Here is a 24,455-nt window from a genome sequence, read left to right as displayed (position 1 = left end):
GGGCGAACGCGCCCTGGTATTCGCCCTCGACCCGCCGGGTGAGATCGGTCTGCGCCAGAGCGCCAAGCACCGTGACGGTTTCACCCAGGCCCCGCTCGACGGTTTCGACGAGATCGTTGACGCCGCCCGCCAGTGCATTGAGTTCCGCATCGGCGAAATTGGCCTCGACCCGGCGGGAAAAGTCGCCGGCAATGGCAGCGTCCACGACGGCGCCGAAGGACTGCTGAAGCTCGGCCATCATCCTGCGGCGTTCGGCCTCCTGCTCGACAATGCGGGCCGCCTCAGCCTCGGTCATTTCAGCAACTTTCAACCCGTTCTGGCGGAAGACCTCCACCGCGCGCGCCATTTCGCCGATCTCGTTCGTGCGGGAGGCGTAAGGCACGTCAACCTGGAAGTCGCCGCCAGCCACCGTATTCATGACACCAGCGAGCCGGGGGATCGGCCGTGTCAAAGCCCTGGACGTGAAGAAGCCGAGCGTACCAAGAACGACAAGAACGACACCGCCGACACCGATCAGAACCAGAAGCGTGTTCTGCACAACGCTGTAGATGGCGTCCTTGTCCACGCCGACATACAGCAGCCCCATCAACTCCCCGTTCATATCCACCAGGGGCTGATAGACAGTATAGTACGGCTTACCCAGGATCGTGGCCTCACCGTAATAGGCTTGGCCGTTAATGGCGCTGTCGTACGCTGCGCTGTCCTGCCCAAGCATGGTGCCGACCACACGCTCACCTTCCTCGTTGACGATCGAAGTCGTTACGCGCTCAAAGTCCGCGCTGGTTTCGTCATAGGCGAAGATAGTGGCCGTTTCGCCGGTGATCCGCGCGATGGAATCGACAAGATTGTGGTTCATGAAACCGCCCGGACGGGCCCAGGTGATGATTCTCTCGATCGAGCCGTCCTCGGCCCAGCGTACCTGGGTACCGCCGAGGCCGGCTTCGGCGATGGTGGCGGCAATCTTGATGTTGGTCTCCTGCCGCTCCCGGGCATTCCCGAGTGTTGTGACGTGGAGGTAGAAATATACGGCGGCGCACATCGCCATCACGGATAGAACGATTGCGGAAAGGACCATGCCGTTCATAGCCGCCGTCAGGCGGACGCTGCCAAATTTTTGTGCCAGGCGATTCATGAGATTCCCAAAAGTTGTTTGCACCAGATCGCAGGGATTTGGAGGGCCCTGGTCAATCTTGACTGACTATGTGAGGAAATCTCTTAAACTGCAGTTTATCGGAAGCGACTTGCGTTCGGCGCCGCGAGGTGCCAAACGCCAGATAAGCCAGAGACGCCCACCCCGGAGGACAGCGTGAAAATACTCGTTCCGGTCAAGCGCGTGCTTGACGCCAACGTAGCCGTCAGGGTCAGACCCGACGGGTCTGGCGTGGAGCTCGCCAATCTTAAGATGTCGATGAACCCGTTCGACGAGATCGCTGTCGAAGAAGCAATCAAGCTCAAGGAAGCGGGTATCGCCAGCGAGGTAATCGCGGTTTCGATCGGGCCGGTGCAGGCAGCGGATACGCTGCGATCAGCACTCGCGATGGGCGCGGATACCGCAATTCTCGTCAAGACCGACATTGCCGTCGAGCCGTTGGCCGTTGCCAAGATTCTCAAGGTCCTGGTGGAGCGGCAATCGCCGGACCTGGTCATCATGGGCAAGCAGGCTATCGATGACGACGCCAACCAGACTGCGCAGATGCTCTCGGCGCTCCTGGGCTGGCCCCAGGCGATGTTCGCCTCCCAGGTCACCATCGACGGCGGCAAGGCGACTGTGACCCGCGAAGTGGACGGCGGACTCGAAACACTTGAAATGCCCCTGCCCGCAGTCATCTCGACCGATCTGCGGCTCAACACGCCGCGATACGCTTCGCTGCCCAACGTGATGAAGGCCAAGAAAAAGCCGCTCGAGGAGATCGAGGCCGATAGCCTCGGAGTATCCCTCGCGCCGCAGCTCAAGGTTCTCAATACCGCCGAACCCCCGGCGCGCAAGCCAGGTTCGACCGTCGGCTCGGTGGCTGAACTCGTCGAAAAACTCAAGACGGAGGCGCGGGTCCTGTGAGCATCCTGATCCTTGCGGAACACGACAATTCAGCCCTGAACCCGGCGACAGCCAAGGCGGTTGCCGCACTCTCTTCTCTCGACGCGCCCATTCATGTCCTCGTTGCCGGACACGATTGCCGGTCCGTAGCGGATGAAACGGCAACGCTCGCGGGTGTCGACAAGGTCCTTCTCGCGGACAATCCGGTGTTCGCGAACGGGCTCGCCGAACCCCTGGGCGACGTTTTGCTTGAACTCGCTCCGGACTACAGCCACATCGCAGCTGCAGCGACCAGCTTCGGCAAGAACGTCATGCCGCGCGTTGCCGCTCTGCTCGATGTGATGCAGGTCTCCGACATCACGAAGGTCGTTTCAGATACGACGTTCGAGCGGCCCGTCTACGCCGGCGGCGCGGTCCAGACAGTCGAAGCGACCGCGGAGAAGATCGTCCTCACCATCCGCGCCTCGGCGTTCGACGAGGCGCAGCGCGGCGGAAATGCCGGGGTCGAGACGGTTTCGTTCGTGCCCGCAGCGCCCAAGACGACGTTTGTCTCGCGTGAAGCCGCCAGGAGCGAAGGTCCGGATCTTGCGACCGCGAAGATCGTTGTCTCGGGCGGCCGGGCGCTCGGCTCGGCCGAGCAGTTCAACGCTCTTCTTGGCCCGCTTGCCGAAAAGCTCGGCGCAGCGCTCGGTGCCAGCCGCGCGGCGGTCGATGCAGGGTATGCACCCAATGACTGGCAGGTGGGGCAGACCGGCAAGGTCGTCGCGCCGGACCTTTACATAGCGGTCGGCATTTCCGGGGCGATCCAGCACCTTGCGGGCATGAAGAATTCCAAAGTTATCGTTGCCATCGACAAAGATCCCGACGCGCCGATTTTCTCGGTCGCAGACTACGGGCTCGTCGCCGACATTTTCGAAGCGGTGCCGGAGCTTACAAAGGCGCTCTAAGACCCGGATTCCGGCTGGGCGCCGATTTGGGAAACGGCCCTGGCGCCAGCATCGACGGCCGCACGAAGCGCATCGGCGTCCGCCGCGCCGCGCATTTTTCCGGCAAGAAAGCCGGCGACGAAGGCATCGCCCGCGCCAGTGCTATCGACGGCCGTGACGGCGCGGGCTGGCTGAACGATCTTCGATCCGTCGCGACGGGCGAGGATTGCGCCGCGTTCGCCCGCCTTGAGGATGACGGTTTCGTAGTCGTTCAGAAGGTCCGCAATCTGATCGTCGGGTTCTGCTTTGCCGGTGAGGAGCCCCGCCTCGTCCGCGTTGGGGAAGAAGAGCTGCGCGCCGCTCGTCCAGACCCGGAATTCAGCCGAGCCGATTTCCTCGAGAAAGCCGGTCGAGGCAGGGTCGAGGCCGATGGGAATATCCATTTGGCGCGCTGCCGCCATAAGTGCGAGTACGGCAGCACGGGGTCCCGGCTCGACGAGGGCATAGGCGGAAACGTGGAGGAACCCAACGTCGTCCAGCAGCGACAGCGGCAAATCCTCCGCGCCCAGCGCAGCGTTCGCGCCACGGTCGGTGAGAAAGCTGCGTTCGCCGTCGGGATCAACGATGCAGATGAGCGTGCCGGTGGGACGGATGACATCCGTCGCGAGCTTCGGTGTGATGCCTTGGGATGCGAAGTGAGCCGAAAGCATTTCGGCGTCCCCGGATCCGACCCGCGCTGCAAGCGTGACGTCCGCACCTTCGGCAGCGAGCCAAAGCGCCTGATTGGCACCCGATCCGCCTTGCATCCTGCGGATGGTCGCGCGTCTGTCCGTTCCGCGGGCAATCGGCCCCTCAGGGAGAACGACGATATCGGTCATGACATCCCCGACAACGAGGATGCGCCCTGCCTTGCGTGTCATGCCCGCTCGGCCAAAGCGGTAGCGATCTGCGCAGCGACGGCGGCGTTGTGCTTGACGAGCGCGATGTTGGCCACGAGGCTCTTGCCGTCGGTCAACTCGAAAATGCGGTTAAGGAGGTAGGGGGTCAAATCCTTACGCGTGACGCCCTGGTTGTCCGCGTCTTCGATCGCAGCGGCAATGCGTCCGTCGATTTCGGCAGCGTCAAGCGCGTCGGCCTCGGGGATCGGATTGGCGACCAGGACGCCGGCGGCCATGCCGAGATCGGCCTGAACCGCAATCAGTTCGGCGACCTCGCGGGGGGTGTCAAGCCGGTAGTCGACGCCGAATCCGCTTTCGCGGGCGAAGAACGCGGGAAAAGCGTCGGACTTGAAGCCGATGACCGGAACGCCATTGGTTTCAAGAACCTCGAGCGTTTTTCCGATATCGAGAATCGACTTGGCGCCGGCGCAGACGACGGCGACCGGCGTTTGCGAGAGTTCGTTGAGATCGGCGGAGATATCGAATGTTGTCTCTGCGCCGCGGTGGACGCCGCCGATACCGCCAGTGGCAAAAACCTTGATGCCTGCCATGGCGGCGATTTGCATCGTGGTAGCAACCGTCGTCCCGGCGGTCTGACCCTTCGCGAGGATGGCGGCGAGGTCGCGACGGGACGCCTTGGCAGCGTCGAGCCCGGTTTTCGCCAGCGCATCGAGATCGTGTCCCGAAACGCCGACGCGCAGCTTGCCGCACATGACGGCGATGGTCGCTGGGATTGCGCCGTTTTCTCGCACGACGGCCTCAACCGCAAGCGCAGTGTCCCGGTTTTGCGGATAGGGCATGCCGTGGGTGATGATGGTGGACTCGAGGGCCACGACAGCGCGTCCGGCATCGAGCGCCGACTGGACTTCAGCACTGATCTCTAGAAAACGGTTCAGCGTCACGCGGTGGCCTCTGGCTTATGAAAATCGAGGCGATTGCAAACCACAGGCAGGGCAGCGACGCAAGGCTTCTTTGATCAAACGGTCAAAAAGCGTCACCATGACAGGCAACGGCCCGGCGATCAAAACGTTGTCGTACACACAGACACCCACCGAAGCGTTGGCAAAATTCACCTTTTGGGGAGCCCGGCGAAAAAATCAGCGTAGGATCGCCCACGCACTTCCTCAAGGAGGTCGGCAAGATCGACGACCGGGGTGGCTGAAAAATCGATACGCATGTCGATGGCTGGATAGAGTTGGTCGGTGTAGGTTTTGAGCGCCGCCGAGCGCGTGCCCCGTGCATCGCCGCCGGCGTCTTCGCCGGCGCGCATAGCGGCGAGGAGGCGTTCTTCCAGGCCTTTTTCTTCCGCAGCGCCGAACGCGCCCATCATTGCGGGAAGCACGCGGTCATTGTCGAGCAGATTGCCCGCGACGGCCACATCGGGTTCGAGCAGCATGCCCACGACCGGAGTCAGGTCGTTCCCGGACCAGCCCGCGGTCTGCCCCATCCTGTCCACAACGATGAACTGACGGCCTTCCCTGCCCTCGTCGTTGCGCGTTAGCCGGGTGACGATCGCTTCGGCGTGTTCGCCGTTCTCAAGTGCAGCAAGGCCATCAAACGCGTAGAGCGGATTGGTGTAGCCCTGGGTCGCCAAGGCCCCTGCCCCGGCTCTTGCATGTGGCACAAGAGACCCTACGACCGGACCGCCAGTGGCCGTCGCGACGCCGAAAGCGCCCGAGCGCGGGTCCCTGGCGACGATGGAATAGGTCATAGCGCTCCTCCGATGATGTCTATTTATACTGATAAATCGGTTGCGCTGTCCATTTATGCTGATAAATTAATTTTTGGACACTTGCTCCTGACGCAATGGGGGCACGGTCCCGCTCAAGGAGGTTGTCATGAAAATTCTGCTACGAGGGGTAGCGCTCGCGGTGCTTCTGGCTGCCGCGCCGGCGGTGGCGCAGACGCCGCCAAACGTTCTGGTCGTGGGGCAGATCGCTGAACCCCAGACGCTCGACCCGCAAGTTGCAACCGCGGTCAACGATTTCCGCATCGCGGTCAACATCTACGATGGCCTCGTGCGTTATGCCGACGGCACGCTCGAGGTCGAGCCTGCGCTCGCGACCGATTGGGAAATTTCGGAAGACGGGCTCACCTACACGTTCAATCTGCGCGAAGGCGTCACCTTCCACGACGGGACGCCGTTCAACGCCGAGGCGGTGAAATTCAACTTCGACCGTATGCTCGACGAGAACCACCCGTACTACGACACAGGTCCGTTCCCGCTTTCGTTCAATTTCGCGGCCGTCGACAGCGTCAATGTGATCGATGAATTTACGGTCGAGTTCGTCCTTTCCGAACCCTATGCGCCGTTCCTTTCGAACCTTGCCTATCCGACCGGGCTGATTGTTTCACCCGCGGCGGTAGAACAGTATGGTGAGGATTACGGCCGCAATCCCGTCGGAACCGGCCCCTACCGCTTCATAGAGTGGCAGTCGAATACGCGTGTCGTCGCCGAGGCAAATCCGGACTATTGGGACGGTGCGCCCAACCTCGAGGCCGTGGTCTTCCGCCCCATCACGGATGCCAACACACGTGTCGCTGAAATGCTGTCCGGCGGCATTGATGTGATGGTCGAAGTGCCGCCCGACAATGTGGACCAGTTCGCGTCCGATGCAGCATTCGAGGTCTACGAGCAGGCCGGACCGCACGTCTGGTATGTGATGCTCAACGCCCAGCACGGACCGTTCACCGACAAGCTCGTCCGGCAGGCCGCCAACTATGCGGTCAACAAGGAGGCGCTCGTCGAGGATATCCTGCAGGGGACGGCAACGGTGGCCGACAGCCCGGTCGCACCGGCATTCAACTGGGCGTATAACGAGGGGCTCGAGCCCTACCCGTACGATCCAGCAATGGCCGAAGAGCTCCTGGCCGAGGCCGGTGTCGAGAACCCGTCCGTGACGTTCTATGTTACCGAAGGCGGATCGGGCATGCTCGATCCGATCACCATGGGTACCGCGATCCAGGCCGATCTCGAAGCGGTCGGCTTCGACGTGGCGATCGAGACCTATGAGTGGAACACGTTTCTGGGCATCGTGAACCCGGGGCTCGGTGAAGACGCCGACATGGCAGAGATGGCGTGGATGACGAACGATCCGGACGTCCTGCCGTACCTGACGTTGCGCACCGATGCCTGGCCGGAGGCGGGCGGGTTCAACTCGTCCTACTATTCCAACCCGGAAGTGGACGAACTGCTCGAGGCGGCCCGGGTCGAAACCGACATCGTGGAACGCGGCAATCTCTACAAGGCGATGCAGGAAATCGTCTATGAGGATGCACCCTGGATCTTCGTTGCGAACTGGAAACAGAACGCGGTGACGTCCGCTGCCGTCGAAGGCTTCGCGCTGCAGCCGAGCTTCCTTTTGGAGCTTGCTGACGTGTCCAAGCCCTAAGCCGGGAAATCCCGGGGCCGGCGGGTCGCTGCCGGTCCCCTGAGGAGGCATATAGGGGAGGCCACATCATGTTGGCCTATATAGCCAAACGGCTTCTGGCCGCCATACCCGTATTGTTCGGGTTGTCGATCATCGTATTCGGGATCATGGCTCTGATCCCCGGGGATACCGCGACGGCTATTCTGGGCGCCTATGCGACGCCGGAAAATGTCGCGCGGGTCAATCGAGAACTGGGGCTCGACCGGACCCTGCCCGAACAGTACTGGGTCTGGATCACCAATGTGCTTCAGGGCGATTTCGGGCGGTCGTACAATCTCAACCGGCCGGTCCTCGATGAAATTCTCGAGCGCTACAGCGCTACGCTCGTCCTTGCGGGTGTGTCGCTGGTGCTGTGCTCGATTTTCGGGCTGCTGGCAGGCATCGTTTCGGCAGTGCGGCAGTTTGGATGGGCCGACCGGATCATCACCTTCTTCGTTCTGATCGGCATCTCCATGCCCGCCTTCTGGCTGGGGCTGCTTCTCATCCTGCTCTTTGCCGTGCAATGGCGCATCCTCCCCGCCTCGGGGATGTTCGCGGTCTATGGCGGGGGCGACTTCATGGACCTTCTTCGGCATCTCATCCTGCCCGCGGTGACCCTCGCCGTGGTCGCGACCGGTGTGATCGCCCGGCTGACGCGAGCATCGATGCTCGAAGTCTTGCGGCAGGATTTTGTGCGGACGGCTCGGGCCAAGGGGCTCTCTGAGCGCAAGGTCATCTATGCACACGCCTTCAAGGCCGCTTTCGTCAACGTCATTCCTGTTATCGGCATCCAGGCTGGTTTCGTGCTGGGAGGCGCGGTCTATGTCGAGACAGTGTTCCAGTGGCCCGGCATCGGGGCAATGCTGGTTAACGCGATTTCGACTCGCGATATCCTTCTCGTTCAGGGCGGCGTGCTGCTCGTTGCGGCGAGCTATGTGCTTTTCAACCTGGTGGCCGATGTCTGTCAGGCCCTGCTTGATCCGAGGCTGAAGACATGAGCCAGATTGCCGCGTCATCACCAGCTACCGAACCGAGCGCCCGGCTTTCGAGCTGGAGCCTTCTGCTCAACAACCGTCTCGCGACCGGCGGGCTCATCGTGCTGGGGATCATCGCGCTCCTGGCGATCCTCGCGCCCCTCCTGCCGCTTGACAACCCGAACGCCACCGCACCCGCGGACCGGCTGCAGCCGCCTTTTTCCGAGGGCCACCTGCTCGGAACGGATCAGTTGGGACGCGACATTCTCTCCAGGCTGATCTGGGGCTCACAGGTCTCCATCGCCGTAGGACTTTCCGCCACCGCGATCGCGGCGCTTGCCGGCTCGCTGATCGGGCTTATTGCCGGGTTCGCGCGCGGGCGCACGGACAACATCCTGATGCGCCTCATCGATATGCTGATGGCGTTTCCCTACATCCTTCTTGCGCTGGCCATCGTTGCGGTACTCGGGCCAGGGCTCCTGAACGCGCTTTACGCCATCGCCATTGTCAATATCCCCTTCTTTGCGCGGAATGTGCGCGGGGTGACGATCGGGCTGGCGAGCCGGGAATTTGTCGATGCGGCTCGGCTTTCGGGCAAATCGTGGTTGGCGATCCTCTTTACCGAGGTGCTGCCCAACGTCCTGCCGGTGATCGTCATCACCATGTCGACGACAGTGGGCTGGATGATCCTCGAAACCGCCGGCCTGTCCTTTCTTGGGCTTGGCGCACAACCGCCGCAATCGGACCTCGGGTCGATGCTCGGGGAAGGGCGCAGCCTGCTCTTTAACGCGCCGCATGTCTCGATCATTCCGGGGCTGATGATCTTTGCGCTCGTGATGAGCATCAACCTTCTCGGAGACGGCGTGCGCGACGTGCTCGACCCCCGCCTGCGCGCCGGCGACCTGACGCGGCCGCGTGCCGTTACGCGGATCGAACGGAAGACGAAACCCAAGTCCACGATCGATACCGACGCCATCCTCGACGTCCGGGGACTTGAAACGAGCTTCCAGCGGGGACGATCGGCTTTTCCCGCAGTGAAATCCGTTTCGTTCTCGGTCAAGAAGGGCGAATGCCTGGGGCTCATCGGGGAATCGGGATCGGGGAAATCGGTGACGGCGCTTTCGCTCCTCGGCCTCGTCGCCTCCCCGCCCGGGGTCATCACGGAGGGGGCCGCCTATATCGAAGGCGAGGATGTGCTGAGCAAGTCCGAGACGGGAATAAGGGCGCTGCGGGGCGCCAAGGTCGCCTATGTCTTCCAGGATCCTCTCACGACGCTGCACCCGCTCTACAAGGTTGGCGACCAGATCGCGGAAGCCATCCTCGCGCACCAGCCGGTGAGCAAGGACGAAGCGAAAAAGCGAGCCGTCGATCTGATGGAACAGGTCGGCATTCGCGATGCGGCCGAGCGCGTTGATGCGTTTCCGCATCAGATGTCGGGCGGGCAACGTCAGCGTATCGGGATCGCCATGGCGCTGGCGAACGATCCTGACATCATTATCGCGGACGAACCCACGACTGCGCTGGACGTGACCGTGCAGGCCAAGATCCTCGATCTGTTGCAGGATTTGCGCACAAAGCGTGGCCTGGCGCTCTTGCTCATCACCCACGATTTCGGCGTCGTAGCGCAAGTTTGCGACAAGGTCGCAGTCATGAAGGACGGGGAGATCGTCGAGGCCGGCGTGACCGAAGCGGTGCTGCGCGACCCACAGCACGCCTACACCCAGAAGCTCAAGGCCTGTGTGCCCGAACTTGGACAGGGCAAGGCGTTCCTCGATGGCGTCAGACCCCTTTTCGCGGAGGCCGCGCAATGAGCGACGCGATCGTTGTCAGAGATCTAGTGAAGACCTTTGGGGGAGGCCGGACGCTCTTTGGCGGCAGGACCCATGAACTCCATGCCGTCAAAGGCGTCTCCTTCGAACTCAAACAAAACGAAACCCTCGCCATCGTTGGAGAAAGCGGATCGGGCAAATCCACCATCGCGCGCATGCTGGTGGGCCTGGAAACGCCGTCCTCGGGCGAGATGATCATCGACGGGCAGGATGCCAAGGAGCTCCGCGCGCAAGGCTCGGCGGTGTTCGGACGGGTCGTTCAGTACGTGTTTCAGGATCCGGTCGCCTCGCTCAATCCGCGCAAGACGATCGACAATATTCTCGATGTGCCCTTGCGACTCCTGTGCGGGTACGATGCAGGCAAGCGCGCCGCGCGAAAAAAGGAGTTGCTCGACGCCGTGCAGATGCCGTCCGATACGCTCGAGCGGTACCCGCACGAATTCTCGGGCGGGCAAGCGCAGCGGATCGCAATCGCGCGCGCGCTGGCGGCAGAGGCGAGGATCATGGTACTCGATGAGCCTGTCTCGGCACTCGATGTGAGTGTTCAGGCGCAGGTTCTGCTGCTGCTCGACGATTTGAAGCGCGCGTTCGACCTTTCCTACCTCTTCATCAGCCATGACCTTGCGGTCGTTGAATCGGTATCGGATCGCGTTGCGGTCATGTATCTGGGGGAGATGGTGGAGCTCGATACGGCGCAAACCTTGTTCCGGACGCCAAGCCACGACTATACAAGAGAGCTGATCGCAAGCGCTCCACGCCTAGAGAGCGCTGCTGCCGAATAAGAGCGATATGTCCCCTTCCCGTCCTCCCCTCCCAGTCCATCCCACCGCTCCCCCCATCCGCCGCAAGCGGACCGACGAGATCGTCGACGCGATCAAGACGACGATCATCGAACATGGGCTACAACCTGGCGACCGGCTGCCTCAGGAACGCGAGCTTATGGAGCAGTATCAGGCAAGCAAGGGCACAATCAGGGAAGCCCTGAAGGCGCTCGAGGTCCAGGGGCTCATCCGGACACGGACCGGCCCGGGCGGCGGGGCGTTCATCGAGAGCATGTCCGAGAGCCGCGCAATGAGCCTCCTTTCGAACTTCCTTTTCGCCAAGTCGATGTCGATCGCCGATATCTATGCGCTGAGAAAAGTGCTCGAGCCGCTCGTTGCGGTGAGCGCGATGCCGAACATGGATGCGGCGGGCTACAAGCGGCTCACAGACATCATCGCAATTTACGACCATGAGCCGGCTGATGCGCAGGAGCGCTGGGATCAGCGCATGGCGGAGCTCGATTTTCACGCCGTCGTGGCAGAATATGCGGACAACGCGCTTATGGCCTTCGTATGCCGGTTCCTGCAGCGTCTGTTGAAGGAGCTCGCCGTCTGCCGCGACATCTACATGCAACCCAAACCCGTGCTGCGACAGCAGGGCATAGAGTATCAGCGCCAACTTATCGAAGCGATGAGGGCGGGCGACGGGGCCCGGGTGCACAAGGTGATGACCGACCACATGGTCTATGCCGAGCACGCGATGCTGGATCTGCAGGCAGAATTGCTGGGCAATTTCATCCACGATCCGGTGGCGCGCGGGCGTGGGGAGAAACGGCGCAAGGCGCTGTCATGATCGATGCGAACTATCTCAAGGACCGGCTTGAAGCGCTGGTTCTGACCCCGAGCCCCGTGGGGATGACAGAGCGCGGCGCCGCCAAGGTCGCTGACTGGCTCGAAGCAATGGGCTACGCGGTGTCCCATACGCGGCGCGGCGTTCTTTCGGTCACGCTGGGCGCGGGAAACCCCAAGCGGGCGCTGGCGGCGCACATCGATACCCTGGGGGCTATGGTAACCGGACTCAAGGATAATGGCCGGCTCGCACTGCGCAATACCGGCACATGGGCGGCGCGGTTTGCCGAAGGTGCACGGGTGACCGTTTTTACCGACAAAGGCGAAGCGCGCGGGACGATCCTGCCGCTCAAGGCATCGGGACACCTCTACAATACCGAGGTCGACACCCAGCCAGCAGACTGGGACAATCTTGAAGTCCGTCTGGATCTCCCTTGCGACACCCGAGAGGACCTCGTCACACACGGTTTCGATATCGGTGACATCGTTGCGGTCGACGCACAGCCGGAATTTCTCGATAACGGCTTTATCGTTTCGCGGCACCTCGACGACAAGGCCGGGGTCGCCTGCCTGCTCACAGCGCTCAAGCACTTTACCGATATGGGCACGGTGCCCGACATCCCGGTGCAGATCATGTTCACGATCTCGGAGGAAGTCGGGATCGGCGGCACACACGGCTTCGGCCCGGATGTGCAGGAGCTCGTTGCCGTCGACAATGGCGTGACCGGCCCCGGACAGGCGACGCGCGATGATTCGGTGACGATTGCGTTCCGGGACAGGACCGGGCCGTTTGACCTGCCGATTGCGCGGCACCTGGTTTCGCTGTGCGAGCGTAACGGCATAAAGCACGTCCGCGATACGTTCCGGTCCTACCGGTCGGACAGCGCAGCGGCCATCGACGCTGGGTGGGATTTGCGCGTGGGACTCGCGTGCTTTGCGCTCGATTCCTCGCACGGCTGGGAGCGTACGCACATCGCTTCGCTGACCGAGCTTACCAAGCTCATTGTCAGCTATATCGAAAGCGATCTTGTCCCCCTGCCCGGTCAGTGATTGACGCGGCGTGCACGATCGCGCAGATAAGTCCGGGCAAGGGAGGACATGTTTGTCGCAGGTATCCGATATCGTCGCGGACTGGATTGCGGTGGACTGGGGCACGAGCAACATGCGCGCCTGGGCCATGGGCGCGGGCGGCGCCGTGCTCGCTCATGGCGAGTCGAATGCCGGCATGGGTTCGCTCAGGCCCGAACAATTCGAAGGTGCGCTGCTTTCGGTCGTCGCGCCCTGGCTCAAACCTGACGGCGTCACCGAAGTCATCGCATGCGGCATGGTCGGTGCGCGACAGGGTTGGACCGAAGCGAGCTATCGCGCCGTCCCCTGCCCACCGGTTGGCGGCACGCTGACCGACGCGCCGACGCGCAATCCGCGCATTCGTGTCCGGATCGTTGCCGGCCTCAGACAGGACACGCCCGCCGACGTGATGCGGGGCGAGGAAACGCAGATTGCCGGGTTTGTGGCTCAACGGCCCGGGTTTTCCGGGCCGGTCTGCCTGCCGGGCACGCACACCAAATGGGCCGACTTGCGCGGCGGCGAAGTCGAGGACTTCTCGACGGTCATGACGGGCGAGCTCTTTGCACTCCTGAGTGAGCGATCCGTGCTGCGCCATTCTGTCGGTGACGGTTGGGACAAGGTGTCCTTCGAGGCGGGGGTGGCGGATGCGCTTGCCGCGCCGGAGCTGGTCACTGGCCGGCTGTTCGCTCTACGCGCCCAAAGTCTTCTGGCCGATCTCTCCGCGGACGCAGCCCGCGCGCGGCTTTCCGGGCTCCTGATTGGACTCGAGCTTGCCGGCACACGCGCGCGCTGGGACGGTGGAATACCGGTCGCCATTATCGGGAACGGCAAGCTGGCACAGCTTTACGCCGACGCACTTGCGCTCAGCGGTGCACAGTCGACAATCGAAGACGCCGACACGCTGACGGTCCGTGGACTGTCGGCTGCCTATTTGTCACTCAAGGAGACCGCCGTATGAGCAGGGCATTGATCGCGATCCTCAGGGGGCTTGCGCCGAACGATGCGCTGGGGGTTACGGAAGCGCTCATAGGAAACGGCATCACCCGAATCGAGGTACCGCTCAATTCGCCCCAGCCGCTCGAAAGCATCACGGCGATGGCGAAGGCGTTCGGCAGCGACGCCCTCATCGGCGCCGGCACAGTGTTGACCGCGGCGGAAGTCGACGCAGTTGGCGATGCCGGCGGACAGCTTGTCGTTTCGCCCAATGCAGACGCGGAGGTGATCGCCCGGACCAAGGCGCGAGCCATGCAATCCTGGCCGGGTGTGTTCTCGGCCACCGAATGTTTCGCTGCGCTCAAGGCAGGTGCGGACGGGCTCAAAATTTTTCCCGCCTTTACAATGGGTCCCAAAGGGCTCTCGGCCCTGCGCGCCGTCCTGCCCTCGACCACGCAGGTCTTCGCGGTGGGCGGCGTGGGGCCGGAAAATTTCAACGAGTGGAAAAAAGCAGGCGCCGACGGGTTCGGCATCGGCACGGCGCTATATACGCCGGGGCTTTCGGCTCGCGAGGTTGCGGAACGCGCGAAGGCTCTGGTTACGGCATATGACGAGGTTATGGGATGACGACGCAGCTTTTTGACGACCGCGACTGTTTTCTTGGCGAAGGGCCGTTGTGGCACCCGACGCGCGAGCAGCTTTTCTGGTTTGATATTGTCAACAGGACGCTCCTGACATCCAAAGACGGAAAAACGGATGCCTGGACGTTCGACGAGATGGTTTCGGCAGCGGGCTGGCTCGATGACAGCCGACTTTTTATCGCGTCCGAAACCGGATTTCTCGATTTCAACATCGATACCGGCGACCATACCCGCGTCGGCGATCTCGAAGCCGATATGCCGCTGACGCGCTCCAACGATGGACGTGCAGACCCCTGGGGCGGGTTCTGGATCGGAACCATGGGGAAAAAGAGCGAGCCGGGCGCCGGGGCCATCTATCGTTACTACCGCGGCGAGGTGCGGAAGCTCTTTCCAGACATCACCATTCCCAACGCCATCTGCTTTGCGCCGGACAGGTCCTACGGCCAGTTCGCCGATACCCGAACCTCTGTGGTCTACCGCGTCGCGCTCGATCCCAAGGATGGCTGGCCCGTCGGCGAACCAGGTATCTTCCTTGATCTGTCAGAAGAGCGCCTCAATCCCGACGGCGCTGTGATCGACGCAAGCGGGCTTACGTGGATCGCCCAATGGGGCGCAGCGCGCGTCGCTGCCTACGCACCGGATGGGCAGTTCGTCGACGCGATCGGATTCGCCGCACCTCACACCTCCTGCCCCGCATTCGGCGGGCCGGACCTGTCCACGATATTCTGCACCACGGCTAAAGAAGGCCTCGACGCAGGCGCGCTGGAACGTCACCCGCAAAGCGGGATGACGTTCATGGCCCAGACCTATGCGAAAGGCCAGGCCGAGCACCAGGTCACTCTCTCGTCCGATTGATTGACCCAGGTTAGCCGCACGCCCACACCCGGGTTTGCCGGCGTCAGGCGCGCCAATGCGCCCGATCGCGCCGCCTGCGTGTCAGACGGCACCGATCCGCGCAAGGCGGTGGAACTCTCGACAATTCTCTCCGTTGGCCATGGGAAGACAGAGCCGTGCGAAACCCGCACGGCCGCATCAGCCAATGGAGGTGACGATGAAAAAGACCCTGATGTTTGCGACAAGCCTCACTGCCGTCCTGGCGACAGGATCGGCCATGGCCCAAAACGATCAGCCTGGCAATCAGAACGGAGCCGACACCTCGAACAAGAGCGTAACAGTTCTTGAAAACTGGTCCTATGAGGGGCTTTACAGCAACGGTTGGAGTGTCGACGACTTTATCTGGTCGGGTACCGTACAAGGCCCCAATGGCGACGAGATCGGCAACGTGGAGAACGTCATCTTTTCGGATGACGGCGAGGCGCTGGCCCTCATCGCGGAGGTCGGCGGCTTCTGGGACATTGGCGACACCCACGTGAGTGTTCCCTGGGATGAGGTGCAAGTCTCAGCGGACGGCCAGATGGCCACCGTACCGGTTACCGAAGACTCTGTGGGCGACTACGCCATGTTCTCGGACGAGAACTGGTTCAGCGACGAGGTATTCCGGCAAGACTCGGCCCAGGATGTGTCGGAAGTCGATGATGACCTTGAAGCCGGCCCAAATGTTTTCAAGGCTAACGAGTTCATCGGCGACTACGCCTATCTTCCCGAAGAAGTCCCTTACGGCTATGTCAACGACCTCATCGTGGGTGACGGACGGATACAGTCGATCGTTATCGATGCGTCGAGCTATAATGGCGCACCGGGCTACTACGCCTATCCGTACGAGACCCAGGCATCCTGGGATCCTCATTCCCGCGGATATGCTGTGCCGTACGGCGAGAGTGAAATTCAGTCTCTCGACACGTTCGACTACGACCGCCTCTCGGCCAGCTCCAGCTGACCGGTTGATGATTGAAAGCAAGAACGGCGGGCCAACAGCCCGCCGTTTTTTTGCGTTTCGCTAGCCGCGCAGATCACCTGGCAGCAGAGCATCTGGCATCGCCTGGTAGCAGACCGGCCGCAGGAACCGGCGGATAGAGAGCGTACCGACTGACGTCGCACCGAAATTGGTCGAGGCCGGATACGGGCCGCCATGTACCATGGCGTCGGCAACTTCGACGCCCGTCGGGAAGCCGTTGGCCAACAGACGCCCCGCTTTGCGTTCGAGGATCGGCATCAACGACTGGCCAAGCTCCGTGTCTCCCGCATCGATGTGCAGCGTGCAGGTGAGCTGCCCATCCAGGCTGCGCGCGATCTGCCGCATTTCATCGGCATCCTTCACCCGCACGATCAGGCCAAGCGGGCCGAAAACCTCTTCGCCCAGTTCGTGGTTGGCCAGCCAGTTTTCTCCCGTGGTTTCATAGAGGTAGGGCGTGGCGTTGCGCAGATCACAGCTCGTCGCGAGCAGTTCGCGAACGCCGGTGCCACCCGCGACCCGATCTCGGCCCTTGCGGTATGCCTCGGCAATGCCGTCTGTCAGCATGGTCTGCGGACCGACACCACCGAGTGCCTCCTTGGCGGCGTTGATGAAGGCATCGGCTTCGGGGCTATCGATCACCACGGCAATGCCGGGATTGGTGCAGAACTGCCCTGCCCCCATCGTCAGCGATGCAGCCCAGCCCTTGCCGATCTCGGCGCCGCGCGAGGCGACCGCCTGGGGCAAGAGGAACATCGGATTGACCGAGCCGAGCTCGCCGAAGAACGGGATCGGCTCAGGGCGTGCAGCACAGAGGTTAAAGAGCGCCCGGCCGCCACCGAGCGATCCGGTGAAGCCGACGGCCTTGATGCGCGGGTGCTGGACGAGTGCGGCACCGACCTCGCGGTTGCCCCCCTGAATCAGCGAGAAGACCCCCTCGGGGAGGCCACAGGCTTCACGCGCGGCGTGGATCGCCTCGGCGACGATTTCTCCGGTTCCCGGATGCGCCGAGTGTCCTTTGACGACAACGGGGCAGCCTGCTGCAAGCGCCGCGGCGGTATCGCCGCCCGCGGTCGAAAAAGCGAGCGGAAAATTGGAAGCGCCAAAGACGGCGACCGGACCGATCGGGCGCTGAACCATTTTCAAATCCGGGCGTGGCAATGGCTGGCGGTCGGGCAACGCCTCGTCATGACGCCGATCCAGGTAGTCGCCCTTTTCGATGTGGGTCGCGAACAGGCGGAGTTGCCCTGTCGTGCGTCCGCGTTCGGAATTGAGCCGTGCCTCGGGTAGGCCGGTTTCCTGAGAACCAATCTGCGCGATGGCTTCTGCCCGCTTTTCGATCTCATCGGCGATCGTGTTCAGGAATTTGGCGCGCTCGGCGCGCGAAGAGTAGCCATAGGTCCAGAACGCTTCTTCGGCCGCTTCACAGGCCGCGTCGACAAGCTCGGGAGTGCCGACGGCAAAGTCATGTGCGGGCCCGGTCGCGGGCTCGGACGGAAACGTCTTCTCTCCGGCAACCCAGTCGCCGGCGATCAGATGCTTGCCGTGGGGCGTGAAATTCATGATTTGTCTTCCTTATAGATCGGGTCTTGCGTGAACACCCCGCCTTGCCAGATCGCATGCGGGGACCCTTGGTCGGGACGCTCGACGCTCTGTTCGAGCTCGGCACGGAACTTGGCGCTGTTGTCCTTCGGTGTCCAGCCCAAATAACGCGCTGCACTGTTATCCCACCAAGCGGTGTCATTGGCCGAAACGCCCCAGATTACAGGACATCCGAGCTTGGGCGCCGCAAAGACGCGCTCGACCAATGCTACGAAGTCATTATAGCTCAGCCATGTGGCAAGCATGCGATGGTTGGTAGGCCGCTCGAAACAAGAGCCGATGCGCACAAGCGCCGTCTCCTGGCCGAACTTGTCGTGGTACATCGAAGCGAGTGCTTCGCCGAAGCATTTGGAAACACCATAAAGCCCATCGGGCTTGGGCCGCGCATCGGTCCCCAGATATTCGTCCTGGCGATAATAACCAACCACGTGGTTGGAACTCGCAAAAAGGATGCGCGGCATGCCATGTGCGCGGGCTGCTTCGTAGAGGTTGTAGAGCCCTACAATATTGGCGTTATTGATTTTTTCGAATGTATCCTCTACCGACACCCCACCGAGATGGACGATGCCGTCGCAGCCTGAGATCAGCGCATCGACCGCGTCGGCGTCGCCCAGATCGCACTGGATACATTCCTCGTTCGCGGCGGCATCGCCCAAGGGGGCGACATCGGAGACGCGGATCGTTTCGGCGAGATGGGCAAGCCGGCTGCGCATGACGCGGCCCACGCCGCCCGCTGCTCCGGTGATCAGGAGTCGTTTCAAGGCCTCACTCCTTGGGATGGTGTCTTGGCGCTGGATGTTTGCCGAACCGGCAGGCGCCATAGTATAGATTAGACAACCGGGGTCAATCTGTCAGACGGATTTGGTGGCCGAACGGGGATTAGCTTGACGAACAAGGGGCTGGCGTGTCTGATAAGCTGGAAAACGGGGTTCAGAATGGGACGACTTATCGAGGCTCGCGGCCTATGAGTGGAGGAACTCTTGTCGTCAGAGTTGCTGATGCTCTCAGGACAGCGATTATGGCCGGCGCTTTCCGGCCCGGCGACAAACTGCCCAGCGAAGCGCGCCTTACAGAAACGCACAAGGTGAGCCGCACAGTGGTTCGCGAAGCGATCGCCGCTTTGCGTGCGGATGGACTTGTCGAGCCACGGCGGGGTGCCGGCGTCTTTGTTCTCGAACCGGTGGCGACGGCTGCGCCGCCCTTCCAGGACATAGACCATGACCGCCTTTCTTCTATCGTTGAGCTCCTTGAGTTGCGCGCCGCGGTCGAGTCCGAGGCGGCGGCGTTGGCGGCGGTACGTCGGTCGCCAGCCCAGGACGAAGATATTCTGGACCGGCACAATGCCGTTCAGGCCGCGATGGCTGCCGACGCGCCGACCGCCAAGGCCGACTTCGCCCTGCACCTCGCCATCGCCAAGGCAACGAACAATCCCCGCTTTGCCGAGTTCATGGAACTCATTGGTGAGACCGCGATACCGCGCGCCGCGCTCAAGGCGAGCGCCCAGGACCGCGCATCGCCGGCATACCTCGACCAGATCAATGCCGAGCATGCCGCGATCGTCTCAGCGATTTCGAACGGCGATGCTGAGGCGGCCCGGTCCGCTATGCGCGAGCACCTGCTGGGCAGCCAGCGGCGCTATCGCACCTTGCTGCAAGCAAGCTAAAAGCGCCGACATGCAACGGCCCGGCTTGGGTAGGCGTTAAGGCAAGAACGATTCAAGGCGGCATGCAGGCTGGCCATGCGGACACATCTCGCGCTTTTTCTCGACAGGACCGATGCGGGTAAACAGCTCGCCACCGCACTGAGCGCCGCGCCGCGGCCCGACATTGTCTTCGCGCTTCCCCGCGGCGGTGTCCCCGTCGGTTACGAGATCGCGACGGCGTTCAACCTGCCGCTTGAGCTTTTGATGGTGCGTAAGATTCCAGCCCCAGGACATGGCGAATACGGGATCGGAGCCGTTGTCGACGGGGCAACCCCGCAAATCGTTCTCAACGACAATGCCATGTCCGTCGCTGGCGTGACCCAGGCGTATATCGATGCGCAAGTCGCCAAAAAACTCAAAGAGATCGAACAGAGGCGCCGCCGCTATGCCGGCGAACGCTCGCCGTTACCGGCTGCGGGCAAGTCCGTCATCCTTGTCGACGACGGGATCGCGACCGGGGGTACCGCGCTGGCCGGGCTTCGGGCGCTCCGCGCTGCGGGCGCACGGTGGATAACGCTGGCAGTACCGGTGGCGCCGCCCGAGGGCGCCAACCGGATGGAAGCGGACGCCGATGCCGTGGTGTGCCTTCACAGGCCAACCAAATTCCGGGCCGTCGGCGAGTACTACGAGCAGTTTGATCAGATCTCCGATGACATCGTCACCGCCCTGATGAAGAGCGCCGCCGAGCGCGTCTAGCGGTCATCAAACGACACCGAGAGGTCGCCAGAGAGGACCATTCTGTCGCCGTCTTCGGCGTATTGCGGTGTTTCGATCCTCTGAACGCCATACATCTTCTCGTCGGTGAAGGCGCTCGACCTCACCGAATAGACATCGTCATTCTCATGGCGCCCGTCACCGGCTGACCGAGCCTCGGCTTCAGCCGCGACGAGCCGCGCGTCGCCCGTGGTCCTGGCGCGCACGACGACTTCTCCGCGATTGGCGGCGATGTCCCAGTTCGAAGTTCCGCGTCCGGCAACCGGATAAAGCCGGTAGATATGCATTTGCAAACCTCATTGCCTTTTAATCCCACAACGCCCGAACGCCAGACGCGTTGCATCGGTCGGCTCAACCCGGCGGCATCCCAAAGAATTTTCCGGCAAGTCTTGCTTTGCGACCGGAGTTGATATTTAAGCGGCGGCGGAGAGGTGGCCGAGTGGTCGAAGGCGCGCCCCTGCTAAGGGCGTAGGCGCGGAAGTGTCTCGAGGGTTCGAATCCCTTCCTCTCCGCCACTTTCCCTCACATGTGCGATCCCGCATTTGCTTAACCTTCGTATGGGTTACAACAGGCGCAACTGCGCCCCTTGCCCCTGTGCATTTGCAGCCTCGTGCGCCAGCAAGAAGCGTTTGGTTTCGATGCCTCCACCGAAGCCCGTAAGTTTGCCTGTCGATCCGATGACCCGGTGACACGGCACGATGATGGGAATGGGGTTCGCACCGTTTGCGGCACCGACGGCGCGGCTGGCGTTTGGGAGGCCAAGGCGACGGGCCAGTTCGCCATAGCTCCAGGTTTCGCCATAGGGAATCGCCTGCAACTCCCTCCAGACGCGCCTTTGAAAGGCCGTGCCGTGGAAGGTCAGTTCAAGGTCGAATTCTTGACGTTCGCCAGAGAAATACGCCGCGAGCTGGGCCTTTGCGCGATCGAACGGCGCTTCGGAGAGCACCCACTCATCGCGCGGCAGGAAAGTTCTGGAGCCGCGCGGGAAGCTGACATAGTGCAAAGAAGCATCGTCGCCCGCAAGCAGCAGACGCCCCACCGGACTCTCCAACCAGCAATAGGCCAGCCGCGTCCCCATTATGCGACGGTGCGCCTTAACGCAGACGGTGGGCGTCCGTAGAGTTTGGTGAACGCGGCGTTGAAACGCCGCACGCTGCGAAAGCCAGCGCGGACGGCAATCTCTGCGATCGGTAAGTCTCCGTCGCTCAGGAGCCGCTTGGCGCGCTGGATGCGGGCGGTGCGCGCCACATCGGACGGGCTCGCCCCCACGTGACGGGCGAAGAGACGGCCGAGATGGCGGGCGCCAACGCCAAGACGGGCGGCAAGGTCGTCAACGCCGCTCGTGTCGAGCGCGCCGTCCTCAATAAGCCGCAGCGCACGGGTCACTGTGGTTTGCGTGCCGTTCCACGCCGCGGAAAAGGGCGCAGTCTCCGGCCGACAGCGCAGGCAGGGTCGATAGCCGGCCTTTTCCGCCGCCGCAGCCGAGGGGTAGTATATCACATTGCGCGTCAGGGGCTGCTTTACAGGACAGACCGGGCGGCAATAGATGCCCGTCGTGCGCACGGCAACGAAAAACCGCCCGTCATAGGCTGGATCGCGCTTCAAACGTGCTGCTTCGCATGTGTCAAAATCAAGCATGACAACACGATAGCGCGCGGGCGCGTGACGTGCGAGCCCTCAGGCGATGATCAGGTCCGAAAACGACCGGTCCGGCGCGATTGGTGGGTTCGAGAACAGCTGCAAAAAGGGGATGGCAATCGGTTCGAAAAGCGAGCGGATCCGCCGACCTTCGACGCTGCGGAATACACCCTCAAATCAGTGAGCGAATAAAAACCGCGGCTTAGGCCGTCCGGCCTCTCGAAACATCGCCCGGCACGTGCCATGCTGGCGCGTGCCGTCCTCGATACCAATCCAGACACCCCATGACACAGAACTCCCTCACACCGGTCGAAAAGACTGCGCCCGACATAACGATCGCCCGGACGTTAAGCGCAGCAGACAAGGCTCGCGATCCCTATTTCCACGTTCCTTTCGAAGTGCCCGAAGGCGCAACGCGGATTGCCATCGAATTACGCTATCCCAAGTCCGAGGTGTCCGTAATTGATCTGGGACTGGGCGATTCGGAACTGGCCCCATTCCCCTCCGAGGGCGGTCTGCGGGGCTGGAGTGGCGGGGCGCGCAGCGAGATTTTCGTCGGTGTGGATGCAGCAACGCCCGGTTATGTGGCCGGACCGATCCAAGCGGGGACGTGGCAGGTGATCCTCGGACTTTACCGGATGCCCGAGACGCCGGTTCCGGTCGAGATCGATATCCGGTTTTCGTTCGACCCGCGCACACCGGCCGCCGCGCGACCGCCTGCCCCCACAGTACGGAAGGAGCCCGGATGGTACAAAGGCGACCTGCAGTGCCATACGTTTCATTCCGACGCGAAGGGGGCGCCCGAGCACCTGCATGCGACCGCACGTCGTGAAGGGCTCGACTTTCTCGCGGTTACCGACCACAACACGATGACCGCGCATGCGGCCTACTTCGATGCGGCAAACTCGCACGAACTTATATTCGTACCGGCTTATGAATTCACCACCGAGTTCGGCCACGCCAATGTCTTCGGCCCGGCCAAGGTGTTCGACTTCCGCGTTCGCAGCAATGACGACGCCGTAGAGATGGTCCGGCGCATCCGAGAGAGCGGCGCGCTTTTTTCCCCCAATCACGATAAGCCGGTGATCCCGTTCCAGTACGATGTTCCGCAGATCGACTGCATGGAGGTCTGGCAGGGGCATTGGCTGTCAGGCAACTGGATCTCGCTTGCCCGTTACCAGGAGCGGCTCGTGCGTGGTGAGCGTGTAACCGCGATCGGAGCGTCTGACTTCCACCAGCCGGGCGCCGAGCCCGAAGGCAACCCCTTCACCCTTGCCCGGCCCTGCACGTATTTGTGGCTCGAAGACCTGTCGGTTCCGGCTGTTCTCGATGCATTGCGCGCCGGCCGGAGCTTCGTGACCGACGCGCCCGACGGCCCGATGCTGACGATCTCCGCCGGTGAAGCCATGTTGGGCGGGAAGGTTCCGCCGGGACCGATGTCAGTCAGGGTAGAGACGCGCGGCGCGGTTGGCGATATGGTGTGTCTCATCGACGCGACTGGCGTCGTTGCGACGCGCGTTATCGATGCCGACCCCTTCACCGCAACGCTCGATCTCGACACCCCGCAGACATTCGTCCGCGCCGAGATTATCGCCAAGGCAAGCCACGAGGCGATCGTCTCCGACCTCATCGGTTATCTTGGAGACAAGCGTCCTGGCCATTCGCACTGGGACGATGGATCGGACCACCCGATCCGCCGTGCATTGACGAGCCCGATCTACATAGGCTGAGGCTTATCAACCCTTCACGCCACCCGCTGTCACGCCGGAAATCAGGTAACGCTGGAAAAAGGCGAAGAAGATCAGGAGCGGAATGAGCGCGGCGACGATGCCGGCCATCATCACATTGGGCGCGATGAAGTCGCTCGTAAAGGTCGAGCCCTCCCCGCCCACAACCGATTGCAGCGCGATCTGCAGCGTCGTCTTGTCGGGGTCAGAGATGAAGAGAAGCGGGTGGATGAAGAGGTTGTACTTGGTCACCATGTGGAACACCGTGATGGTGATCACCCCCGGTAGCGCGAGCGGCATGTAGAAGTTCCAGAAGAGCCGGAGGTGCCCTGCTCCGTCCATTGTCGCGGACTCGATAATCTCCTTGGGCACCTGCTCGAAATAGGTCTTCATCAGCACGATGGAGAATGCGGTCACGAGGTCCACGAGGATCAGCGAGAGCAGCGTATTGAGCAGGCCGAAATCGCGGAAGACGATGAAGAGTGGCACGAGGATGGTCTGGGTCGGAATGGCGAGTGTGAAGAGGATGGCAGCTACGATCCAGTTGCGGCCGGGCAGGTTCTCGTTGCTCAGCGCGTAGCCAGCCACAGCACAGAGCACGACGTGCAGCGCGGTGCCTACGATGGTGACGTACATCGTATTCATGAAGGGCAGCCAGATGCGCATGCGGTTCATGAGCGTAAAGTAGCCCTCGACGCTGAACGGTTCGGGCCAGAGGATCACGCCGGGCTGCAAGCTCCCCGCCTTGGAGGTGAACGAGGTCGCCACCACGTTGATCAGCGGCACGATCATGGTGAGACTGAGCGCAATGAGGATGACCCAGGAGGCAATGCGAATGCCGCGGCTTTGAAGCATC

The 24,455-nt window shown here is 62.3% G+C and carries 25 protein-coding genes and 1 tRNA gene; 16 read left to right on the top strand and 10 right to left on the bottom strand.

Annotated elements, in window-relative coordinates; all coding sequences use genetic code 11:
• A partial coding sequence (locus LSG43_RS07915; RefSeq protein WP_231802738.1) for a Cache 3/Cache 2 fusion domain-containing protein occupies window positions 1-1,084 on the bottom strand: 1,084 nt, incomplete at its 3' end.
• A 222-nt stretch (window positions 1,085-1,306) separates the two neighbouring features.
• On the opposite strand from LSG43_RS07915, the gene LSG43_RS07910 reads away from it, so the two are divergent.
• Together LSG43_RS07910 and LSG43_RS07905 are read left to right on the top strand one after the other, a co-directional pair.
• Window positions 1,307-2,056, top strand: a complete 750-nt coding sequence (locus LSG43_RS07910) for an electron transfer flavoprotein subunit beta/FixA family protein (protein ID WP_231802736.1) — start codon at window positions 1,307-1,309, stop codon at window positions 2,054-2,056.
• Window positions 2,053-2,982: an electron transfer flavoprotein subunit alpha/FixB family protein gene (locus tag LSG43_RS07905; RefSeq protein ID WP_231802734.1), complete on the top strand. Its 930-nt coding sequence runs from the start codon at window positions 2,053-2,055 to the stop codon at window positions 2,980-2,982. The genes LSG43_RS07910 and LSG43_RS07905 overlap by 4 nt, the downstream gene beginning before the upstream one ends.
• Here the strand turns inward: LSG43_RS07905 and LSG43_RS07900 are convergent.
• From LSG43_RS07900 to LSG43_RS07890, 3 genes are all read right to left on the bottom strand, one after another.
• Window positions 2,979-3,881, bottom strand: a complete 903-nt coding sequence (locus tag LSG43_RS07900) for a carbohydrate kinase family protein (RefSeq protein ID WP_231802732.1) — start codon at window positions 3,879-3,881, stop codon at window positions 2,979-2,981. The genes LSG43_RS07905 and LSG43_RS07900 overlap by 4 nt on opposite strands.
• A complete protein-coding gene (locus LSG43_RS07895) occupies window positions 3,878-4,795 on the bottom strand; it encodes a pseudouridine-5'-phosphate glycosidase (protein ID WP_255714136.1) in 918 nt (305 codons plus the stop codon). Before LSG43_RS07895 ends, LSG43_RS07900 begins: the two co-directional genes overlap by 4 nt.
• Before the next feature lie 173 nt (window positions 4,796-4,968).
• The gene (locus LSG43_RS07890) at window positions 4,969-5,610 is read right to left on the bottom strand and encodes a DUF1028 domain-containing protein (protein WP_231802728.1); all 642 of its coding nucleotides are present in this window, start codon (window positions 5,608-5,610) and stop codon (window positions 4,969-4,971) included.
• Between the two features lie 127 nt (window positions 5,611-5,737).
• Between LSG43_RS07890 and LSG43_RS07885 the strand changes: the two genes are divergently transcribed.
• The 10 genes from LSG43_RS07885 to LSG43_RS07840 all read left to right on the top strand — a co-directional run bounded on the left by LSG43_RS07885 (window position 5,738) and on the right by LSG43_RS07840 (window position 16,201).
• A complete protein-coding gene (locus tag LSG43_RS07885; protein ID WP_231802726.1) occupies window positions 5,738-7,291 on the top strand; it encodes an ABC transporter substrate-binding protein in 1,554 nt (517 codons plus the stop codon).
• Window positions 7,292-7,359: 68 nt separating this feature from the next.
• Window positions 7,360-8,307 (top strand): ABC transporter permease, encoded by a 948-nt coding sequence (locus LSG43_RS07880; RefSeq protein WP_231802724.1) that lies wholly within the window; start codon window positions 7,360-7,362, stop codon window positions 8,305-8,307.
• Window positions 8,304-10,094 (top strand): dipeptide/oligopeptide/nickel ABC transporter permease/ATP-binding protein, encoded by a 1,791-nt coding sequence (locus LSG43_RS07875; RefSeq protein ID WP_231802722.1) that lies wholly within the window; start codon window positions 8,304-8,306, stop codon window positions 10,092-10,094. The genes LSG43_RS07880 and LSG43_RS07875 overlap by 4 nt, the downstream gene beginning before the upstream one ends.
• Complete coding sequence (locus tag LSG43_RS07870) at window positions 10,091-10,894, top strand: ATP-binding cassette domain-containing protein (RefSeq protein WP_231802720.1); 804 nt, start codon at window positions 10,091-10,093, stop codon at window positions 10,892-10,894. The genes LSG43_RS07875 and LSG43_RS07870 overlap by 4 nt, the downstream gene beginning before the upstream one ends.
• Before the next feature lie 7 nt (window positions 10,895-10,901).
• Window positions 10,902-11,726, top strand: coding sequence for a FadR/GntR family transcriptional regulator (locus LSG43_RS07865; protein WP_231802718.1), 825 nt, complete (start codon window positions 10,902-10,904; stop codon window positions 11,724-11,726).
• Window positions 11,723-12,772, top strand: coding sequence for an osmoprotectant NAGGN system M42 family peptidase (locus LSG43_RS07860; RefSeq protein WP_231802716.1), 1,050 nt, complete (start codon window positions 11,723-11,725; stop codon window positions 12,770-12,772). Before LSG43_RS07865 ends, LSG43_RS07860 begins: the two co-directional genes overlap by 4 nt.
• A 52-nt stretch (window positions 12,773-12,824) precedes the next feature.
• Window positions 12,825-13,748 (top strand): 2-dehydro-3-deoxygalactonokinase, encoded by a 924-nt coding sequence (locus LSG43_RS07855; RefSeq protein WP_231802714.1) that lies wholly within the window; start codon window positions 12,825-12,827, stop codon window positions 13,746-13,748.
• The gene (locus LSG43_RS07850) at window positions 13,745-14,350 is read left to right on the top strand and encodes a 2-dehydro-3-deoxy-6-phosphogalactonate aldolase (protein WP_231802712.1); all 606 of its coding nucleotides are present in this window, start codon (window positions 13,745-13,747) and stop codon (window positions 14,348-14,350) included. The genes LSG43_RS07855 and LSG43_RS07850 overlap by 4 nt, the downstream gene beginning before the upstream one ends.
• A complete protein-coding gene (locus tag LSG43_RS07845; protein WP_231802710.1) occupies window positions 14,347-15,219 on the top strand; it encodes an SMP-30/gluconolactonase/LRE family protein in 873 nt (290 codons plus the stop codon). Before LSG43_RS07850 ends, LSG43_RS07845 begins: the two co-directional genes overlap by 4 nt.
• A gap of 256 nt (window positions 15,220-15,475) precedes the next feature.
• Window positions 15,476-16,201 carry a PRC-barrel domain-containing protein gene (locus LSG43_RS07840; RefSeq protein ID WP_231802708.1) on the top strand — a complete coding sequence of 242 codons (726 nt, stop codon included), beginning with the start codon at window positions 15,476-15,478 and terminating at the stop codon, window positions 16,199-16,201.
• Window positions 16,202-16,261: 60 nt separating this feature from the next.
• On the opposite strand, the gene LSG43_RS07835 is transcribed toward LSG43_RS07840, so the two are convergent.
• Together LSG43_RS07835 and LSG43_RS07830 are read right to left on the bottom strand one after the other, a co-directional pair.
• Window positions 16,262-17,779 carry an aldehyde dehydrogenase (NADP(+)) gene (locus LSG43_RS07835; RefSeq protein ID WP_231802706.1) on the bottom strand — a complete coding sequence of 506 codons (1,518 nt, stop codon included), beginning with the start codon at window positions 17,777-17,779 and terminating at the stop codon, window positions 16,262-16,264.
• A complete protein-coding gene (locus LSG43_RS07830) occupies window positions 17,776-18,579 on the bottom strand; it encodes an NAD-dependent epimerase/dehydratase family protein (RefSeq protein ID WP_231802704.1) in 804 nt (267 codons plus the stop codon). Before LSG43_RS07830 ends, LSG43_RS07835 begins: the two co-directional genes overlap by 4 nt.
• A 203-nt stretch (window positions 18,580-18,782) precedes the next feature.
• On the opposite strand from LSG43_RS07830, the gene LSG43_RS07825 reads away from it, so the two are divergent.
• Both LSG43_RS07825 and LSG43_RS07820 read left to right on the top strand, forming a co-directional pair.
• Window positions 18,783-19,481 (top strand): FadR/GntR family transcriptional regulator, encoded by a 699-nt coding sequence (locus LSG43_RS07825; protein WP_231802702.1) that lies wholly within the window; start codon window positions 18,783-18,785, stop codon window positions 19,479-19,481.
• 75 nt (window positions 19,482-19,556) lie between these two features.
• Window positions 19,557-20,216, top strand: coding sequence for a phosphoribosyltransferase (locus LSG43_RS07820; RefSeq protein WP_231802700.1), 660 nt, complete (start codon window positions 19,557-19,559; stop codon window positions 20,214-20,216).
• Here LSG43_RS07820 and LSG43_RS07815 read toward each other — a convergent pair.
• Window positions 20,213-20,521, bottom strand: a complete 309-nt coding sequence (locus LSG43_RS07815) for a hypothetical protein (protein ID WP_231802698.1) — start codon at window positions 20,519-20,521, stop codon at window positions 20,213-20,215. The two genes, LSG43_RS07820 and LSG43_RS07815, sit on opposite strands and share 4 nt — an antisense overlap.
• 138 nt (window positions 20,522-20,659) lie before the next feature.
• Between LSG43_RS07815 and LSG43_RS07810 the strand changes: the two genes are divergently transcribed.
• Window positions 20,660-20,749: transfer RNA gene (locus tag LSG43_RS07810), tRNA-Ser, on the top strand.
• Between the two features lie 47 nt (window positions 20,750-20,796).
• On the opposite strand, the gene LSG43_RS07805 is transcribed toward LSG43_RS07810, so the two are convergent.
• Both LSG43_RS07805 and LSG43_RS07795 read right to left on the bottom strand, forming a co-directional pair.
• Entirely contained in the window at window positions 20,797-21,312 is a 516-nt protein-coding gene (locus LSG43_RS07805) for a methylated-DNA--[protein]-cysteine S-methyltransferase (protein ID WP_255714058.1), read from the bottom strand.
• Window positions 21,312-21,872 carry a bifunctional transcriptional activator/DNA repair enzyme AdaA gene (locus tag LSG43_RS07795; RefSeq protein WP_231802696.1) on the bottom strand — a complete coding sequence of 187 codons (561 nt, stop codon included), beginning with the start codon at window positions 21,870-21,872 and terminating at the stop codon, window positions 21,312-21,314. Before LSG43_RS07795 ends, LSG43_RS07805 begins: the two co-directional genes overlap by 1 nt.
• A 284-nt stretch (window positions 21,873-22,156) precedes the next feature.
• Here LSG43_RS07795 and LSG43_RS07790 point away from each other — a divergent pair, with 284 nt between their 5' ends.
• Window positions 22,157-23,602, top strand: a complete 1,446-nt coding sequence (locus LSG43_RS07790; RefSeq protein WP_231802694.1) for a CehA/McbA family metallohydrolase — start codon at window positions 22,157-22,159, stop codon at window positions 23,600-23,602.
• Window positions 23,603-23,608: 6 nt separating this feature from the next.
• On the opposite strand, the gene LSG43_RS07785 is transcribed toward LSG43_RS07790, so the two are convergent.
• Window positions 23,609-24,454, bottom strand: coding sequence for a carbohydrate ABC transporter permease (locus LSG43_RS07785; RefSeq protein ID WP_231802692.1), 846 nt, complete (start codon window positions 24,452-24,454; stop codon window positions 23,609-23,611).
• Between the last annotated feature and the right edge of the window lies 1 nt (window position 24,455).

It is taken from the genome of Pelagibacterium xiamenense, assembly GCF_021166475.1.
Lineage (GTDB): Bacteria > Pseudomonadota > Alphaproteobacteria > Rhizobiales > Devosiaceae > Pelagibacterium > Pelagibacterium xiamenense.
This window is presented reverse-complemented; position numbering and strand designations above follow the sequence as displayed.